The sequence below is a fragment of the Psychrobacter sp. Arc29 genome, assembly GCF_041431175.1.
Taxonomy (GTDB): domain Bacteria; phylum Pseudomonadota; class Gammaproteobacteria; order Pseudomonadales; family Moraxellaceae; genus Psychrobacter.
Genome location: NZ_JASMRR010000001.1, coordinates 317,993 through 336,545 on the forward strand (window position 1 = coordinate 317,993; position 18,553 = coordinate 336,545).

At 43.4% G+C, this 18,553-nt stretch carries 14 protein-coding genes, 2 tRNA genes and 1 other RNA gene; 7 read left to right on the top strand and 10 right to left on the bottom strand.

The features are described 5' to 3' along the window. Nucleotides 1-107: 107 nt before the first annotated feature. On the bottom strand, nucleotides 108-1,511 hold the full coding sequence (locus QO189_RS01415) for a L,D-transpeptidase family protein (protein ID WP_371531206.1): 1,404 nt from the start codon (nucleotides 1,509-1,511) through the stop codon (nucleotides 108-110). Nucleotides 1,512-1,852: 341 nt separating this feature from the next. On the opposite strand from QO189_RS01415, the gene prmB reads away from it, so the two are divergent. Further along, complete coding sequence (gene prmB / locus QO189_RS01420) at nucleotides 1,853-3,028, top strand: 50S ribosomal protein L3 N(5)-glutamine methyltransferase (RefSeq protein WP_371531207.1); 1,176 nt, start codon at nucleotides 1,853-1,855, stop codon at nucleotides 3,026-3,028. A 144-nt stretch (nucleotides 3,029-3,172) separates the two neighbouring features. After that, a complete protein-coding gene (gene aroC, locus QO189_RS01425) occupies nucleotides 3,173-4,276 on the top strand; it encodes a chorismate synthase (protein WP_114700845.1) in 1,104 nt (367 codons plus the stop codon). Between the two features lie 133 nt (nucleotides 4,277-4,409). On the opposite strand, the gene QO189_RS01430 is transcribed toward aroC, so the two are convergent. The 4 genes from QO189_RS01430 to QO189_RS01445 all read right to left on the bottom strand — a co-directional run bounded on the left by QO189_RS01430 (nucleotide 4,410) and on the right by QO189_RS01445 (nucleotide 8,917). Beyond that, nucleotides 4,410-4,610, bottom strand: a complete 201-nt coding sequence (locus QO189_RS01430; protein WP_371531208.1) for a hypothetical protein — start codon at nucleotides 4,608-4,610, stop codon at nucleotides 4,410-4,412. A gap of 130 nt (nucleotides 4,611-4,740) precedes the next feature. Further along, nucleotides 4,741-6,513: a two-component system sensor histidine kinase CreC gene (creC, locus tag QO189_RS01435; protein WP_371531209.1), complete on the bottom strand. Its 1,773-nt coding sequence runs from the start codon at nucleotides 6,511-6,513 to the stop codon at nucleotides 4,741-4,743. Between the two features lie 16 nt (nucleotides 6,514-6,529). Beyond that, nucleotides 6,530-7,309: a response regulator gene (locus QO189_RS01440; RefSeq protein ID WP_371531210.1), complete on the bottom strand. Its 780-nt coding sequence runs from the start codon at nucleotides 7,307-7,309 to the stop codon at nucleotides 6,530-6,532. 231 nt (nucleotides 7,310-7,540) lie between these two features. Further along, nucleotides 7,541-8,917: a glycerophosphodiester phosphodiesterase family protein gene (locus tag QO189_RS01445; protein ID WP_371531211.1), complete on the bottom strand. Its 1,377-nt coding sequence runs from the start codon at nucleotides 8,915-8,917 to the stop codon at nucleotides 7,541-7,543. Between the two features lie 276 nt (nucleotides 8,918-9,193). Here QO189_RS01445 and QO189_RS01450 point away from each other — a divergent pair, with 276 nt between their 5' ends. The 5 genes from QO189_RS01450 to QO189_RS01470 all read left to right on the top strand — a co-directional run bounded on the left by QO189_RS01450 (nucleotide 9,194) and on the right by QO189_RS01470 (nucleotide 13,431). Next, nucleotides 9,194-9,865 (top strand): alpha/beta hydrolase, encoded by a 672-nt coding sequence (locus tag QO189_RS01450; RefSeq protein ID WP_371531212.1) that lies wholly within the window; start codon nucleotides 9,194-9,196, stop codon nucleotides 9,863-9,865. Nucleotides 9,866-9,950: 85 nt separating this feature from the next. After that, nucleotides 9,951-10,309: a transfer-messenger RNA gene (gene ssrA, locus QO189_RS01455) on the top strand. Between the two features lie 364 nt (nucleotides 10,310-10,673). Then, nucleotides 10,674-10,925, top strand: a complete 252-nt coding sequence (locus QO189_RS01460) for a hypothetical protein (protein WP_371531213.1) — start codon at nucleotides 10,674-10,676, stop codon at nucleotides 10,923-10,925. A gap of 251 nt (nucleotides 10,926-11,176) precedes the next feature. Beyond that, nucleotides 11,177-11,422, top strand: a complete 246-nt coding sequence (locus QO189_RS01465) for a hypothetical protein (protein WP_371531214.1) — start codon at nucleotides 11,177-11,179, stop codon at nucleotides 11,420-11,422. Nucleotides 11,423-11,802: 380 nt separating this feature from the next. Next, the gene (locus tag QO189_RS01470) at nucleotides 11,803-13,431 is read left to right on the top strand and encodes a long-chain-fatty-acid--CoA ligase (RefSeq protein ID WP_371531215.1); all 1,629 of its coding nucleotides are present in this window, start codon (nucleotides 11,803-11,805) and stop codon (nucleotides 13,429-13,431) included. Between the two features lie 177 nt (nucleotides 13,432-13,608). Here the strand turns inward: QO189_RS01470 and QO189_RS01475 are convergent. The 5 genes from QO189_RS01475 to QO189_RS01495 all read right to left on the bottom strand — a co-directional run bounded on the left by QO189_RS01475 (nucleotide 13,609) and on the right by QO189_RS01495 (nucleotide 18,522). Next, nucleotides 13,609-13,695, bottom strand: a tRNA-Leu gene (locus tag QO189_RS01475). Nucleotides 13,696-13,819: 124 nt separating this feature from the next. Then, nucleotides 13,820-13,893, bottom strand: a tRNA-Cys gene (locus tag QO189_RS01480). Between the two features lie 241 nt (nucleotides 13,894-14,134). Continuing rightward, nucleotides 14,135-15,124, bottom strand: coding sequence for a formate dehydrogenase accessory sulfurtransferase FdhD (locus QO189_RS01485; RefSeq protein ID WP_371531453.1), 990 nt, complete (start codon nucleotides 15,122-15,124; stop codon nucleotides 14,135-14,137). 57 nt (nucleotides 15,125-15,181) lie between these two features. Beyond that, on the bottom strand, nucleotides 15,182-17,512 hold the full coding sequence (locus tag QO189_RS01490) for an FdhF/YdeP family oxidoreductase (RefSeq protein ID WP_371531216.1): 2,331 nt from the start codon (nucleotides 17,510-17,512) through the stop codon (nucleotides 15,182-15,184). Nucleotides 17,513-17,727: 215 nt separating this feature from the next. Further along, nucleotides 17,728-18,522 (bottom strand): ABC transporter ATP-binding protein, encoded by a 795-nt coding sequence (locus QO189_RS01495; RefSeq protein WP_057759272.1) that lies wholly within the window; start codon nucleotides 18,520-18,522, stop codon nucleotides 17,728-17,730. Nucleotides 18,523-18,553: the final 31 nt, after the last annotated feature.

Sequence of the window (18,553 nt, forward strand, 5' to 3'; positions counted from 1 at the left end):
TCAGCTGGCTGTTGGCCTATAAGTAAAAAACGACTAGATATAAAAAAGACCTCAATATTGAGGTCTTTTTTGATAAATAATGATAAACCGCTAACTATGACAAATAACTATTTAAGTTCAACCGTTGCGCCATTTTCGATATTGGCATAAACCTCAAGCACATCCCAGTTGGTCAGACGGATACAACCGTGTGACGCTTGGCGACTGATGCCTTCAGGTTTTGGTGAGCCGTGTAGACCATACGAAGGCTTAGATAAGCCCATCCATACCACGCCGACTGGATTGTTTGGCCCTGGTGGTAACATATGCACTTTTTTCTGAGCGCCTTCACCGACTGTTGCTTTATACCAAGGCATTTTTACTTTATTGATAATTTTAAAAGTACCGTGCGGTGAAGGTGTGTCATCACTACCAATAGTTGTTGGATAGGTGGCAACTAGCTTATCACCATTATAGGCATACAGTGTTTTGTCTGCTTTATTGGCAACCACACGGTTAATACGCTGATTGAGCGCTCCACGGGTATTGAGCACGGTAATGGTTTCACCCGCTTTGTACTCTTTGTTCTTATTTAGCTTATCTAAATAACGTACGTCCATATGAAAGCGTTCACCAAGCATCTCTTTGATGTCTTGATAATACAGTCCTTTCATTTTTGACTTGGCTTCTGCACCAGCAGGCGTAGTGGCAAAGTTAGTATTGATATCATCATCAGTCAACGTATAAGTGACCAGTACAGGCTTGGTTGCAGGAATGTTCTTAACCAAGGCATCCCATGTTTTTTGATCCATTTTACCTGTGGTTGGCAAGCCTTTCATCGCTTGGAAATTAATGAGGGCTTTTTTGCTGTTCATACCCCAGCCACCGTCGATAGGACCAGGAGAGGCATGGTTCCAATCGAGCAACGCTTGCATTTTGATCGTCATTGCTGAGTTGACTTTCATATTAGGCGACCAGACAGCGTTATTTACTTGTTGCGCGTAATTTGACAAGTTTAATGTGGTATATCTCTTACCATCTTTATCTTCGATATTTTTGATGGTCGGATCATCACTGAAGTCTTGACGCTTTTCACTTTCCGGTAACTCAAAGGCGAGCGGATCAGATGAGTCAATAGATGAGACATCGCTAGGAGCGGCAACGGCTTGACCTTCGCTAATATCATCAGTGCTATCTGACTGCTCATCTTTACGCGTCAGTTCTGCTGCGCTCATATTGTCAGCAGCTGGCGCCGGCGTCTTTTGGTTGGCTTCTTGCTTGGTATTAATAAGCTGGTTCATGCTATCAGCGGGTTTTGCATTCTTTGTATTTAACTGTACAGTAGCAGCACCATCTGAGCGGCTACGGTTTTCTTGCACGTTGAGGCTAACCTTTTGGGCAAGGCCTGGCATAGCGTTCGATGTGCGCACTGGCAATGTGCGAGCATTATCAGCAGTGGCGGCAAGCGCGCCAACGCTGGCACTCATGGCAGCGATAGATATAGCAGTAATAATAGGCTTTATTTTCATCATATTGAATCACTTGTGGTTGCTACTAATGCGGCTATTATGCGCATAATTCGGTTGCTTCGCAAACTTTTGGTATATCTTTTTGCATTTAGAGCTGGCTAAACGTCAACTGCTGACGTATTCGCTACAGTTGGGTAATAATTTAGCTAAGGTGTGTATGGCGCCATGCTAAATTCTTACGCAAACTCCTCATTATTTTCACTATTTTTTGTTTCAGTAAAAACGACAGTGATTGGCGCTATTTGGTGTTTACGTCTATAATGTATGATTAATTTTTTCATTAATAGATCGATTTTTAGCAAAAAGCCATTTAACCCGCTAATAGTGAATCCATAAGGTGCGATATGTCAGAAGACCAAACAATGAGCGCAGAAGAGTTTCAAAACCAATACTTCAACGATGATGAGTCTAAGGGCTTAGAAGGTGAGATGGAGTATGATTTAGAGACTGGACTTCTTGGTGAGCACGATGAATTTGCTAACCTGCAAGCAGAGCTTAATGAAGCACGCGAGCAGCTGGTGAGTATTCGCGACTTTATTCGTTTTTCCGTCACACAATTGCGTAACTATGATGTAGTTGTCGCACAAGGCACGACCGATGAGTTTGCAGAAGCCTCAGCCATCGTATTGCATTCGTTGTCTTTAGATTGGTCAGCCAATGAGCAAATTTTAGACTGCCGTTTGACCACGTCAGAGAAGCAGGCAGTACTCGGATTATTAGAAGAGCGTATCGCTGAACGTAAGCCACTGAGTTATTTGATTAACTTATCATATTTCTGTGATCTGCCTTTTTATGTGGATGAGCGCGTGCTTATCCCGCGCTCGCCAATCGCAGAGTTGATTCGTCAGCAGTTCCATCCGTATTTTGATGTGACTGAGCTTGCCAAGCCACTGGGTGTCAGCCCGAATGAAAAGTCAGCAGTATTTTATGACCATGGGTTAGATGTGAAGCAATTATCGCAGCCTGAGCGTATCTTAGACTTATGTACTGGCTCTGGTTGTATCGCAATCGCGCTTGCCACCCGTTTCGTTGATGCGTTGGTCGATGCTGTTGATATCGATAAAGGCGCGCTGGACGTGGCAATGGTCAATGTCGATCATCATGACCTTGGCCATCAAGTAAACGTAATTGAGTCTGATTTGTTTGCCAAGATACCTGCTGAGAACCAGTATGAGCTTATCGTTACCAATCCGCCTTATGTCGATGCGGCTATCATGGCAGATTTGCCGCCTGAGTTCTTATATGAGCCTGAGCATGCATTAGCCGCGGGTCAAGATGGCTTGGATTTGGTACATCGTATTTTATTTGAAGCACCAGATTACCTGAGCCCAGATGGTTTGCTGGTCTGTGAAGTGGGCGACAGCGAATGGGCATTAAAACAAGCCTATCCTGAAATCCAGTTTGATTGGTTGAAGTTTGCACATGGCGGGCATGGTGTCTTTGCGATTACCTATGATGAGCTAGTCTCAAACCGTCACTTGTTTGCCTCTTATGTTCAGCTATTAGATAGTCTTAAATAGCTAAATATTAGCTTGAATGGGCCTCGGCTACACTAGCCGAAACTATAAGCAACAATACGATCACTCATGACAAGCAATACAAACAATAGTTATGAGTGATTGGTCAAATAGTCATCAGTAGCGTTTACTTGTTTAAGGACAGTTATGGCAGGCAATAGTATTGGGCAGGTTTTTACGGTCACCACTTGCGGTGAGTCACATGGCGCAGGTCTTATGGCAATCGTTGATGGCGTACCACCAGGTTTAGCATTATCTGCAGACGACCTACAAGTAGATTTGGATCGTCGCAAACCAGGTACGTCTAAGTATTCAACCCAGCGCCGTGAGTCTGATGAAGTTGAGATTATCTCTGGCGTATTTGAAGGAAAAACCACAGGTACGTCTATCGGTTTATTGATTCGCAATACCAATCAAAAATCAAAAGACTATAGCGATATTAAAGACACCTTTCGCCCAGGACATGCCGATTATACTTATAGCATGAAATACGGCTTTCGTGATTATCGCGGTGGCGGTCGCTCGTCAGCACGTGAGACGGCTATGCGAGTGGCAGCGGGTGCCATTGCAAAGAAATACTTGCAAGAACGGCTGGGCGTACAAATTCGTGGTCATGTGACCCAAATCGGTAACGAGCATAGCAATGTACTAGACCCGAACCAGATCGATTGGGAATTTGTCAATAGCAATCCGTTCTTTTGTGCCGACAAAGAAGCGATTGGCCGGTTTGAGACATTGATTGACAACTTGCGCCGCGAAGGCACCAGTTGCGGTGCACGCCTTGATATTATTGCGAGCGGTGTGCCTGTAGGTCTTGGTGAGCCAGTATTTGATCGTTTAGATGCCGATATCGCTCATGCGATGATGAGTATTAATGCGGTCAAAGGGGTCGAGATTGGCGATGGGATGGCGGTAGCAGGTCAGTTCGGGCATAGCGCTCGTGATGAGCTGACGCCAGATGGGTTTGCGGCTAATCATGCGGGTGGTGTCTTGGGCGGTATCTCATCAGGGCAAGATATCCGTGTGAGTATTGCGCTTAAGCCAACATCTAGTATTACCACCGCTGGCAAGAGTATTAATACTCAAGGTGAAGCAGTCGATATGTTAACCAAAGGCCGTCATGATCCTTGCGTGGGTGTGCGTGCTACGCCCATCGCCGAAGCGATGCTAGCGATTGTAGTGCTCGATCACTATCTGCGTCACCGTGGTCAGAACGCGGATGTAAAGCCACCAGTACAATCGATCACTTAGTATTTTTGCCTTAGAATAATCAGCCCTTTATCATTTTGAGTATTTGATACTAGAAATGATAAAGGGCTTTTTTATAGCTTGTTATAATGTAAATTATATTTAAATATAATCAAAGTGTTGAGCTAGCAAGGTATTAGGCTGCCAGTTGATATTCATCAATAGCCACACATTGCTGATGCCGAAAGACCAGTAATAATCGCTGACTAGGCACCGCTAACCAATGTCCAAACTCAATACTACCGACACCTTGACTCAATAAAATTTGTGCACAGTGATGACGGCTAAGGCCGATTAGGTTCTTAATGATAGGGTTATCAGTTAATTGATGTGACATAGGTTTTCTCCTCCTAATTTGCTTTACGAATTTGATGGTTCAATAGATCCTAGTACTATCGTAAAATAAAGAAGTAGAAATCCTATGCAGTCATGATGGAAAATTGATGAACTGTTATCAATGCTCATTCTTAAGCTAGTGGCAGGGTAATACTAACCATCACACCAGAACGCTGAGTTTTACCAGTATGATTTTTATCAGCGCCAATTTTATTATCATTAGCATGGATATTATCAATAGTTACCTGACCGCCATGGTGCTCAATGACTTGCTTCACTAAAGTGAGTCCAAGACCAGTACCTTTTTTGAGGATACTATCGGGCTGTTTTGATTCAGTTTTCTGATGTACTGAACCTGCATCTAGCGCATAGGTTGTATTCTGATTTTTCACTTGGTGAACAGACTGGCTTTGATGAGATAGGCTAAAATAACGCTCAAAAGCTTTTTCAATAGCATAGTCAGGCAATAGCTTTCCATCATTAAATATATCGATAATTACCGTTCGCGCTGTGCTATGCAAAGAGATGTTAACAGTGCTATCAGCAAAATGAATGGCATTATCCAGCACGTTTTGTAGGACTTGTATCAACCAAAATTGGTCAGCAAACACACTGGTAGAGGCCAACAACTCTGCTGGCAAGTTTGTAGTGTTTGTCATGTGCTGATCATCGATGTATATATCGATAGGTTGTAAATTCTGCTGTTGCTGCTTGGCAGTATTATCTTTTATTAGACTCTGTAATAATGGCAGTAGCGGCGTTAGCTGATGATTGAGCTTAAAAGTAGGCTGTTCAACTTTCGCAAGTAACAGTAGTCGGTCGATGAGCTGCTGCATTTTTACGCTTTGCTCACCAACCGTCTCAATGAGCATCTGCCGATCATCTTTATCAAGCATATGGCCATCTAATCCATCATCTTCTAACAGCTCACTACTGGCGCGAATGGCGGTTAAAGGGCTTTTTAACTCGTGAGTGAGCGTATGGACATAATCAGTGACATAAGCACGATTCTCTAGTCGATGTTTCATAGTCTCGATGGTATCTGTCAGACTATTTAGCTCATGACCCAGATAAAAATAGGGTTTTTTGGTGTCTTCTGCCAGCGCACTGGTATATTGAGTCACCAAGGTAATACTTTGCTTGAGCCACCATGCGATGAGACCCGCTAAAATGAGGGCAGCAATGCTGATAAATAGCACTGTGATCAGCATGCGGTTACGTGTGTCGTCCAAATAAGGAAGCACGCTGGCGACAGGTTTGCCGACGCTGACCACGCCGATAATCTCGCCAGACATATTTTTTATTGGCTGTGCGACATACATGACCGAGCCATCACGCTGTTGGCCATCCCGCAGCGTACTTCTTGCGCCGTATTGACCTCTTAATGTGAGATAGACATCATTCCAGCGCCCATAGTTTTGCCCTTCATTATTGTCAGGTTTGGGTAGCGAGTCATAAATGACCCTGCCGCTGCTGTCTGTTACATATACCCGAAAGCTACTATAGCTTTTGGTTTGATAGACGGGACCTAAATTATCGTTAATCGCTGGTATGCCAGCAAAGGCTGCATCAAGTTGCGCTTGATAAGCCTCATCGTATAGTTGTCCTGTAGATAATGGCATCTGGAGACTGGCCGCAAGTAACTTACTGGTGTCTAGGAGCGTGTCTTCGATGACTTGCTGCGCGGTTGGCTTGACGTAGCCAAACAACTGAGTAAATACAACCACGCCGCATATGACGAGCACTAAAGCGACTGCAAGCCAAATCCTAAAAAAGATACTTAAATTGAGCAGTCGTTTACGTTTAGGAGCTTGCTGCACCGTGCCAATGGGGTGCAGTTTTGCATACCAATTGCTTTGGTCGTTATGAATAGCGCTCTCAGCGTTATTTGCATTATGATTCATAAGTTAGCAGCCATTGTTAAGCTGGACATAAGGCGTAACCCAGTCCTCGATGCGTATGAATGACTTCAATACTCGTATCAACGGTTGCAAGTTGCTTACGAATTGACTTGATATGGCTGTCTATCGTGCGTGCTAGGCGATGATCAGGATAATCACTAACTGCGTTAAGCAGCTGCTCACGGCTAAAGACTTGATACGGTGCTTGTAGTAAGGTCAGTAAAATTTTGCGCTCAGTATTACTAAGTTCCAGCTTCTGTTCTTGCCACATTAATGAATAATTAAGCGGCTGATAATGCCAAACACCAGATTGATTTTCAAACGTTAACGCTTGTCCTGATAGATTATTCGAGGAAGTATTATCAGTACTGTCATTTGAATTTGGGGTATGAGAGCCTGACTGTTGAATCAGCTGTTCACGTCGCCAAATGGCTTTTAAGCGCGCGACCAATTCACGTGGACTAAAGGGTTTGGCGCAATAATCGTCACCGCCCATCTCCAACCCCAAAATACGATCGACCTCATCGCTACGTGCGGTCAAAAATACAATGGGCAAATCTTTTAAGGCATCGATATCAGATGTATGACGTATTTGTTGGCACAGGCTCAAGCCGTCACCATCTGGCAGACCGACATCCATAATGATCGCCGATAGATCTTGTGCTTCATGACTATGTAGCATCGGCAACACACTGCTGGCATTATCTAACCAAGTCATCCGCCAGCCCTCACGTTTACAAGTCACTTTGAGTGACATGGCAATCGCAGGATCATCTTCTACCAGTAAAATATGGGTCATAGTCTTTATATCGTCTTATAATCTTAGTAAATTATCGTAGCACAAAACAGTAGGGTGCTCCTGCTACTAGGAATCGAATGGTGTGAAAAGTTAATGGAAAAGTAGGGCGATAAATAGGTGGTTTGCGATGTAATCATTTTAACGCATTCAAAAAAAGGCCAGCTCAATGAATAGGCTGGCCTTGGTAATACAAACTAAGCGTGATTATCTATTAATAGATAAAGGGAAAATCTATTTAAGACCTTTGCAGTTGGCATAGTAGCTCACTGTAGCGGGCCAATCTGAGAAAATACCTTGGACACCGACGTCTTGCGCTAGTACGTCAATATAATTCATCATATCGCCATCATTGTTGATAGCATCGCCAAGACCGCTATAGTACCAATCGCCACCATTGGTTAATGGTCCTGAACGTTCTATCGACCACGTAATGATTTTTAGACCATTGGCTTTGGCTTGTTTTGCGTATTCTGATGGTTGCATATGTCCTTTACCATCAGTAGTGACTAACAACCAAAGTGCTGGTGCAATGGTGTTAATGCCGCGTGCTTTGATATCAGCCAATGAGCGCTTCCATGTGCTTGCGTCATCTTTATCAAATGTTTTATTCTTAGCGGTCTCATTGCTGTCATCAATAAGATAGACAGCATTAGCCCCATAAGCTGGCTCGTTTTTGATCCAGTAATCCAAATCTTCTATATTGAATGACTGGGCAAATACATCGCTTGCAGGCACGTCCGCTGCTTTATAAGTATCTATCAGCTGTTGGCGGTAATCGTCCAAACGATAGCCATTAAATGGCATGCTCACTGCAGGCGCTTTTAGCTCAGGTGTGTGCTTCATACCTAGCTGGCGTGCCAATGCGATATGCTCTTTTAATGTTAATACTTTGCCGTTTTGCGAGTACAAGTCCGTTCGCCAAGGTGCAGTCGCATTCATATATTCGCTAATACTGGTTGCTTCTTTATTGGCAGCATCCATTTTACCCGTCAAGGTTTTAAACTGAGCGGCACTGATATCTGAGGTACGGCATTCGATACTATCGGCATTGGTAAGTTTGCCTTTAGCATCGAAGATGGGCGGTACAGTGCATTGGTTGGCGAGCGGCGTGGCTAATATATTAGTAGTGGTGTGCAAATCGTTCTGGGCATGACGACAGACAAGCTCACCGTCGTTGGTAAAAGCGACATCACATTCTAAGATGCCAGCGCCCATTTGTGCTGACGCCACGTAGCTGTCGTAGGTATGTTCAGGTAGCTGTAATGGCGCACCTCGATGCGCAATAGAGAAGTCCGTCTTACTTGGCAGTTGCCCTCTGCATGCCTGTAGCTCTTCTTTTAGTGGTCCCTCATCCATATCATTTATCAGATAAAACGGGCGCACTCCATAGGTATATGCGACAGGTGAGGACGATTGTGGCTGAGGCTGAGGCTGAGGCTGCGCTATTGATGAAGAAGCTTTTGATGTGAGTGTTGAGTGGCTATCAGTAGTGCAGCCTACTATCAATAATGAGCTGATAAGCGTTAGAGGTAAGGCGAGATTCATCTTATTAACTTTAGCCAGCGTGTGCTTACTCAGCTCAAGCGCTGATTTATTAGAAATTGTCATGTAAAATGTTCCTGCAAAATTATAAAAAACCCCATCGGACGTAGGGATAGGAATTAAAAAATTAACGTTTGATTATTGGTTGTTGTTTGCTAAAAGTAGCTAGAGGTCATGACATGTTTGATTGTTCTCATTTTTGCTATTGTCCATTTAGTACCCCACTATTGACCATATTCTCAAACTAACAGATGATATTGACCATATAATGATACATACATTATTTTGGCAAAAAATATAGAAATGCTTAGGGCATATCTCACTACATTATTAAGGATAACTATGAGTAACTATTTAGATGCCGTCGTCGTTGAGCATAACCCCTCTCAAAAAAATATAGATCGCGCGGTGATTTGGCTGCACGGCTTAGGTGCTAGCGGTCATGATTTTGAGCCAGTAGTACCGCAGCTTGGCTTGGCTGATGACATGGCAGTACGTTTTATCTTTCCACATGCCCCTAAACGCCCAGTCACGGTAAATGGCGGCATGGTGATGCCAGCATGGTACGACATCATAGAGATGAGCTTAGAGCGTAAAGTAGACGTGGCTCAGATTGAAGAGTCTGCTCAGCAGATACAAGATTTGATTAGCCGTGAGATTGAGCGCGGCGTATCACCAGGGCACATCGTCATCGCAGGGTTTTCGCAGGGCGGGGCAGTGGCATATCATGTGGCACTTGGCTATCCAGAACGTTTGGCTGGCTTGATGACGCTCTCTACTTACTTAGCGACCAATGATAATATTGAGTATAGTGCTGCCAATAAAGACATGCCGATTTTGATCGAGCATGGTACGCATGATCCAGTCGTGCCTGTCATCCTAGGTGAGCAAGCACATCAGCTATTATCAGCAAAAGACTATAATGTGTCTTACAACACTTATCCGATGGCGCATCAGGTTTGTATGCCGCAGATTCAAAATATCGGCAAATGGTTAAACACTGTTTTGGCGTAAATTATTAAGCTGTAACGTAATGTAATGTAAGTCTACTATAGGTTGAAAACTTGCCTGATTTTCCTATATAATAAGCGACCTTATTGGGGATGTTCTGGCTTCGACGCTGGTGATGAAACTCAATGATGCATGTCGAGAGTGTATGTCCTCTCGTTAATCAAACATATATTGTTATAGTCGCAAACGACGAAACTTACGCTCTAGCAGCTTAAACCCTGCTTACTTAGTTGCTGATCACCTACAGTTGGTTAACTAAGTTGAAGCGTCCGCATGTAGGCTCGCCACAAGGGATTGTCTCAATCGCTTGGGTTCAAAAGTAGAGAATCGTCCAATCCATCCTGACTGTCGGATCGGTGCGGATTAAATTTAAAGACAGAAACTAAACATGTAGATTCATGAGCGTAATGCTGGCGGACGCGGGTTCAACTCCCGCCATCTCCACCAAATATTGATAAAGGGCTGACAGTCATAGATTGTCAGCCCTTTATTTTGCGTGTTTTTTGACTTTTTCTTACCTTTTAAAGGGATGGCTAGCATATAGAATGTTGGGGTTTTTGTTGGTATTGAAGCTTTTCCAGCTGTTCAATACCAACAAAAAATACTCTGATATCCTTGACCTATATCACGTTACATAGCATAGATTTCACCATGAAATATTTCATGCTTATCAGCTAAAAAGCTACTTAAGACAAGCTAGAATTGCTCTCCAGTATGTCTATTTGTAACCTTCAAGTCTAAAAAATATATTGCAGAAAGTGAATTTATCTGTAAAGTATAAAAATAACAGACTAAAAATGAGGGATTAGACATGCTTATCGAACTACAGGGTAGTAGATTGACTCAGACAATATTAGAGCGGGATGACAATCAGGTATGGTGTGCTGTGAGCAATGTCAGTGACGATCATGCTATGACAGCCATCGATAATGGTTATTACGAATTATTAGTGTCTATCGTGTCCTTGGGTGATGATGGCTTTGTTTGTGATAAAGGCAATCTATGGCAATACGCTGTACCCGTTAAAAAGGTCGAGCTTACTCAGAATGAAGTGGGTTTATGATTAATAATAGTTAAAAACGGTTGGTGCTCAGTCAATATAGATTAGTTTAATTGTTGACGCTGAATAGTAGCGTTTATTGAGTAACTGCACGACAAAAATAATAACGCCAACATGATATGCAAATATCAGCACCCGTATTACAGCACTATAATTCATGATTGAAAATCAAAGTCTTAGCGGTGGTCAAGCGATTGCTCTTATAGTCCTGATTGTTTGCCTAAATAATCATCTTCATTGTAGGAGTCAGTGGTATGGATAGTGGAGTGGTGGGGAGTGAATTAACGCGCTCAATGCTTGAAAATGGGTATCAAGAAATATGGTGTGCCGTGAGTGATGTGAGCGATGAAGACGCTATGGAAGATCAAGTAGGGAACGACTTTACAGCGTGTATCGTAGATTTTAGAGACGGGCAGTTTTATTGCGCCGCAGATAATGGTTGGTTTTATGCAGTACCAATTGAGGTACGTGCACTAACGCAAAGTGAAGTTGGTTTCTAAAAAATTATCAAAGTATAAAGTATTTAGTTCTTGCTACTCCACCAAACATAAAAAACCGATCATTTAATTTGATCGGTTTTTTTGCGTTATATAGTATTGCTTAAAACATCTAAGAAATTTGATAAATGTAGAGTCATTCAACGATTTTTTATTGATGATTAATGTAGCTAACGGTTTGGTAAAACCATAGGAAAGGAAAAATAGAGTATTAGCAGCAATATATAAATAATGAACAGTCATCTATTTTAATCGATGGCGATCATAATATTAGCTTGTCTTGACACACAATTCTGATTATTCTTAATTGTGGTTTATTTTTAGTATTAGAGGATACATGAATAAAAATAAGCGGACTTTCAAACAACGACAGGGAATGTACTATGTTAGGAAAAATGATGTATCAGCCATTGCTGATCAGTGGTCTAATCGAACACGCTGCCCGATATCACGGTGATACGGCAGTTTTGTCCAAAGAAGTCGATGGACAAATGACTCATACTAATTGGCTTACGATTTCGAATAACTCAAAACGGTTGGCCAATGCGTTGGCTACCCTCGGATTGAAATCATCAGAGCGCTTAGCCACATTGGCTTGGAACAATCGCCGTCACCTAGAGGCTTGGTATGCGATTTCAGGCAGTGGCATGGTTTGCCATACCATTAATCCACGTCTATTTCCTGAGCAGCTTAGCTACATTATCAATGATGCTGATGACCGCGTGCTATTCTTTGATGTCACATTCCTACCGCTTATTATGGCGATTAAAGAAGACATTAAAGGGATTGAGCACTTTATTTGCTTGAGCGCTCGAGAGGACAGTGTCGTCGCAAAACTGCCTGATGTATTATTTTTTGATGAGTTATTAGCAGAGCATAATGCTGACTTTGATTGGCCTCAGTTTGATGAAGCCACTGCCAGCTCACTTTGCTATACATCAGGAACGACAGGCAATCCTAAAGGGATTTTATATACGCACCGCTCTTCTGTGCTTCATGCGATGGCACTGTGCATGCCGGATGTGTCGGGTTTATCTGCGCAAGACGTACTACTCCCTGTGGTACCGATGTTCCATGTCAACGCATGGGGCACCCCTTATGCGGCTGCATTAACTGGCTGCTCTCTGATGCTCCCAGGTCCCAATTTGGATGGTGATAGCCTAGTGTCTCTCATCGATGATTATAAGGTGACGGTCGCTTTAGGTGTTCCAACGATTTGGCAAAGCCTATTGACTGCCGCTAAAGCCAGAGGCAGTAAGCTTGATAGTATGACACGGACCATTGTCGGTGGCGCCGCTTGTCCACCATCAGTGATTAAAACGTTTAGAGAAGATTTTAATTGCGATGCGGTACACGGCTGGGGTATGACAGAAACCAGTCCACTTGGAACGATGAATCAAATAAAGGCTAAGCATAAATCACTGAGTAAAGATGAGATTAACGAGCTACGTAACTCTCAAGGACGTCCACCGTATGGTGTTCAGTTACGTCTCATAGATACTGATGAGCCACTTAAGCCAGTCAAAGAGGATGGAGTGTCTCAGGGTCGCTTGCAGATCAAAGGTCACTGGATTATCAACGATTATTATACAGAGAATCCTGATGCCATTACGGAAGATGGCTGGTTTGACACGGGTGATATTGCAACCATTGATGCTGATGGCTATATGAATATTCGTGACCGATCAAAAGATTTAATTAAATCTGGCGGAGAATGGATCTCCTCAGTAGAGCTTGAAAATATCGCTGCCGCCCATCCACAGATAAAAATGGCAGCTGCTATCGCCGCAAAACATAAAAAATGGGGAGAACGTCCACTATTGATTGTGGTAAAAGAAGAGGATGCAGAACTCGATGAGTCACAAGTGCTGAGTTTTTATGAAGATAAAATTGCTAGCTGGCAGATACCTGACAAAGTTATTTTTGTAGAGAACATCGTACTGAATGGTGCCGGAAAAATGGTGAAGAAAGATTTGCGTGATGACTATGGTGATGTATTGTTGGACATGTGATGGTATTTTCGTAAAGTAGTGTGCATTCTAAACGCCCCTGATATGCGTTGAAAATCGACATATATCAGAATTACGAGCGATAATAAATAGAGCAGGACAGTATAGAACGCCAGATACAATAAAGCCCCTGATATCAGGGGCTTTAGCTATTCTATAAGATAGAATAGGACTATGTAATGGTACCCGGAGCCGGACTTGAACCGGCACGCTATTGCTAGCGAGGGATTTTAAATCCCTTGTGTCTACCAATTTCACCACCCGGGCAAAACTTGTGTTATCTAACATGTAAACTAGCTGATAGACCATCTAGTTACTAGATAAGTGGTCGCTATTATAATCGGTTGTGATAATAATGCAAGCCAAAATTAACGTAAAGTTAATAAATAATTGGAGGCTGGAGTCGGAATCGAACCGGCGTTAACGGAGTTGCAGTCCGCTGCATGACCACTCTGCCATCCAGCCAATCAAGGTGGACTATATTAGCAAAAATATGCCAAATTACAAGTCATTTTTCATGCAAACGAAGGTTATTTTTGATTAATATGTATTTACTCTTTATTTTCAATTGGTTGGGTTGCTACTAATTTAGTTATAATTAGAGAATAAAAGGACAAAGTAGTGTTAAACATCTAATGTTAACCTGATGAGCGCTCTCTTTATCGTTGCCTTTGGTCTTTTTGGTATTGTTTGTATCTGTGGATGATCAGACCTGCGAGTAGTAAGTGACTCGGTTATTACGCAAAAATCCCGCTAACCCAAGTCCATAGCGTTCAGCCACACGTACTGCGGTGCTGGTCGGTGCTGACATGCCAACGAGCCAAGGAATGCGACTACGAATAGATTTTTGTGCCAATTCAATCGATAGTCGTGAGGTCATTAGTACGCAATCAACCTCTGCTTTTTGTCGCAGTTGCCAACCGATTAATTTATCAAGCGCATTGTGGCGCCCCACGTCCTCAAATAAGTATAGCTGATCATTGTACATCGTTGCTGCTGCATGCACAGCGCCTGTTAGCTGGTGTGTGTGCTGTGCGGCATCGACTTGCTGACGTAATGCCAATAGATAGTCAAGGCTTGGTACAGTCGCCTTAGAGCCATGGATATTTGCTTGTGAGTAGTGGCTCAAGTCGGGCAGGGCTTGAGTCAGACCAGTGATACCGCACATACCGCAGCCTGTACGCCCTGCTAGTTGACGTTTCTGAGCTTGAATGCGCTGATGGCAACGCTGGCTTAAGACCAGCTCTACGATATAGATATCATAATCTTGAAGTCGTTGTAAGCTTTGCTCAAATGATGATGGTTCGAAACTATCGTCTCTTGAAGCCTGAGCAAACTTTTGGTAGCTATCAATATCCGTAAGATGAGTCACTTCCCAGTCGAGTAACTCATGACTGTGCTGAATTAATCCTTCACTAAATAAGAAGCCAACAGCTAAGTACTCTAGTTGGTAAGGGCTGGCCATCAATACCGCATAATGAATCCCATTGATGATGATTGACACCGCTGCTTCTATGGCTAAACTGGTGGTCTGAGATTCGATATGAGCTTGAGCAGTATGGTCCTCACTATTGAGTCCGTCATCATCTGATGAGTAATAATGCTTATGCGCTAAGTGGTTGCGAGCAAGCAGCATCTCAGACGCTGCAGTATCTTCAGATAAATCTGTCGTAACCACGTTAGTTTTATTTATCATATCGGTGGTGCTAGGTAACTCATTTTGCTCAACGCTATCTTCAGTTATCATAGTCATTTATGCAGGCTCAGCTATTCGAGTATCTGCATTGACGCGCTCCAAAGTAACGGTCGTCGACTTGTACGCTGGAATATGAGAGTCTGGCGCATGTGTGTCCAAATCGAATAGGTTATTGCACTCAGGATAGTAAGCAGCAACGGCGTTAGAGGCAATGTCCATCTCTGTTAATATTAGTGGACCTAGTATGCGTGGTTCAGCTGAACTGTCTTTAGCACGTTGGCGAGTCACCATAATACGGTCACCTTTTTGCCAGCCTAGGCAGCTTATCTCATCTGGATGCATAAATAGCACATCGCGGCGATTGGTTTGGCGATAGCGGTCTTTAAACCCGAAAATCATGGTATTGAATTGATCGTGGCTACGGACGCTGGTCAATTGCCAAACCTTTTGCGTTACGTTTTGCGTTGTATTCTCGTCATCAATGCCTTGAGCATCTTCCATTTGGGATGCAACGTACGTAATGGGGTATTGTGGTACTTCAAACTGCGCTTTGCCACTCTCGGTATTCCACACACGGTGACGCGCCGCATGATACAAATGAAAACCGCGCTCCGAATTGCGAATGCGCTGATTGAAGTCTTCAAAACCGTTAATAGCTTGGGCGATATAGTCGCGAATAAGGTTAAAATCTTCGCTCATTGCAAGCCAAGGAATGGATGAATCGGTACCGAGCACATGAATAGCCATATCTGCCACAATTTGTGCTTCAGATTTTAAAGTATCACTCACGGGCTTGAGCTTACCTTGAGTCGGAACGATTTGGCACATTGAATCTTCGATCGTGGCAAACTGCTCACCTTTTGTCGTTATAATACGTTCAGTACGACCTAGACAAGGCAAAATGATGTTGTTTGCACCTGGATATAACATCGTCTCATTAAGCTTAGTACCGACAAATATATTGAGCTTAGTGGTGGTTAATGCTTGTTCTATAGCGCTCGTATCAGGGGCTGCTACAGCATAATTACCGCCCATACCCATAAAGACCTTTAATTGACCCGCGATAAGTGCTTTGGCACCTGTAACGACGTCATAGCCATGCTCTTGCGGCATAGGGCGCTCAAAGACACGCTCAAGACTGTCCAGCAAGCTCTTGCTAGGACGCTCATGAATACCCATAGTGCGATCGCCCTGAACATTGGAGTGACCGCGAACAGGAGAGGCACCTGCACCCTCAATGCCGATCATACCCATCAGCAGCAGCAGATTGGTAATCATCGCGACATTGTCATCGCCTTGCACGTGTTGGGTGATGCCCATGCCCCAAGTACAAATCGTCGCTGGGCTGTCAGCAACTAGCTTAGCGAGATTGACAATATCTGTTTGAGAGATACCGCATCCAAGCGTGACATTTTCCCAAGTTTGCGCTATTAGCCATTGTTTTAACGGTTCAAAACCTGAGGTATGAGTGGTGATAAAATCGTGGTTGATTTTATCGTTTTCAATCAGCCATTTGGCAATGCCCGTCAATAGCGCGGCATCCCCGCCGATTTGAATTTGAATGACATCATCAACCATATCATCGCTTTGACCAGCTGCCATATGTGTTGGTTTTTGCGGATTTCTGAACTTGCTTAAACCTTGTTCACGCATCGGGTTGATTGAGATGATTCGACACCCTTGCTCATGCGCATGGGCGAGCATTTCTAGCATTCGTGGATGATTGGTGGCTGGGTTTTGTCCAAACATCAATATCAGCTTGGCTTGCTCAAAATCTTCTAGCATCACGGTCGCTTTACCAATACCTAGTTGTCTGCTTAGCATTACTGAGGTTGGCTCGTGACACATATTTGAGCAATCAGGCAAATTATTGGTACCAAAGCAGCGTACAAATAACTGAAATAAGAAGGCGGGCTCGTTAGTCACACGACCTGATGTATAAAATAATGCCTCATCCGGTGAATCTAGCTGTCCTAACTGCTCAGCGATTAGGCTATAAGCAGCTTCCCAAGGGATAGGAACATAGCGATCTTGCGCCGCATCGTAATACATCGGCTCTGATAAACGACCACTGTGCTCAAGCTCGTAACCAGTCCAGCCCTGTAGTTCAGTAACGGTATGTCTTGCAAAAAACTCGGCATCTGCTTTGTGGGTCATGGTCTCACTGGCAATGACTTTAATGCCGTTTTCACAGACATCGATAGCTTTGTGCGACTTATGGTCAGGCCAAGCACAACCTGGGCAGTCAAATCCGCCTTGGGGCTGATTGCTTTTAAATACACTTATACCGCCGCGCAAAAATGTCTTATAGTCCATTAGCTTTTGGGTAGATGAGATCAGCGCAGGCCAACCAGCAGCAGGGTGGGAATAAATAGGAATTTTGCGCATGACAGACCTCATATAGTAAGTGACAACGGCGAAGCTTTGATAGACGACAACTATATAATGGCTAGTGGGAAGTTCATATGATCATTAACTATAGATAACAAAAAACCTCCAAGAAAAATCAATTCTCTTGAAGGTTTTTGATGTTGTCGGAAATGGTTATATTCGACAGGTACAAATTTATAAGTCGTAAGTCATTAGCAGTATTAGCTCAAAACTTAGCTTAAAATCAGGCTATCATCTTCAACTTTTTCGCCACGTGTTTGCTCAAACATATCGAGTAGATCATGTACGGTCATGCCTTTGCGAATGTCACCAGCCACATCTAATACGACTTGACCCTGATGCAGCATAACGGTGCGTGTACCATGTGCCAATGCTTGTTGCATAGAGTGGGTAACCATCATTGTAGTCAGCTTATTGTCCGTGACAATCTTATCGGTCAATTCTAAGACAAACGCCGCAGTCTTAGGGTCAAGAGCAGCAGTATGCTCATCAAGTAACAAGATCTTAGAGGGCTGCAATGATGCCATTAGCAGACTTACCGCTTGGCGTTGACCACCAGAGAGCAAACCCATACGATCGGTTAGACGATTTTCTAAACCTAATTTTAAAACGGATAGTTTTTCTCGAAACAAATCACGGTTGTTCTGGTTCAATGCAAATTTTAGACCGCGATTACCGCCGCGTTTGTAGGCCAAAGCCATATTTTCTTCGATCGTTAGCGCTTCACAAGTACCAGCCATCGGATCCTGAAAGACACGAGCAACCCAATGCGCGCGTTGATGGGCGGATTTCTTAGTCACATCAATACCATTGAGCAAGATTGAGCCACTATCGACGCGTGTCGTACCGCTTACTGCGTTCAAAAAAGTAGATTTACCTGCACCATTGGTACCGATGACAGTGACAAATTCACCATCAGCAATGTTTAAGCTGATACCACGTAGGGCAGGGTTTTCGATAGGCGTGCCTGGGTTAAAGGTCAACCGTAAATCGGTGGCTTGCATCATAATCGTTATTCCTTATTATCTCTTCAAGCGT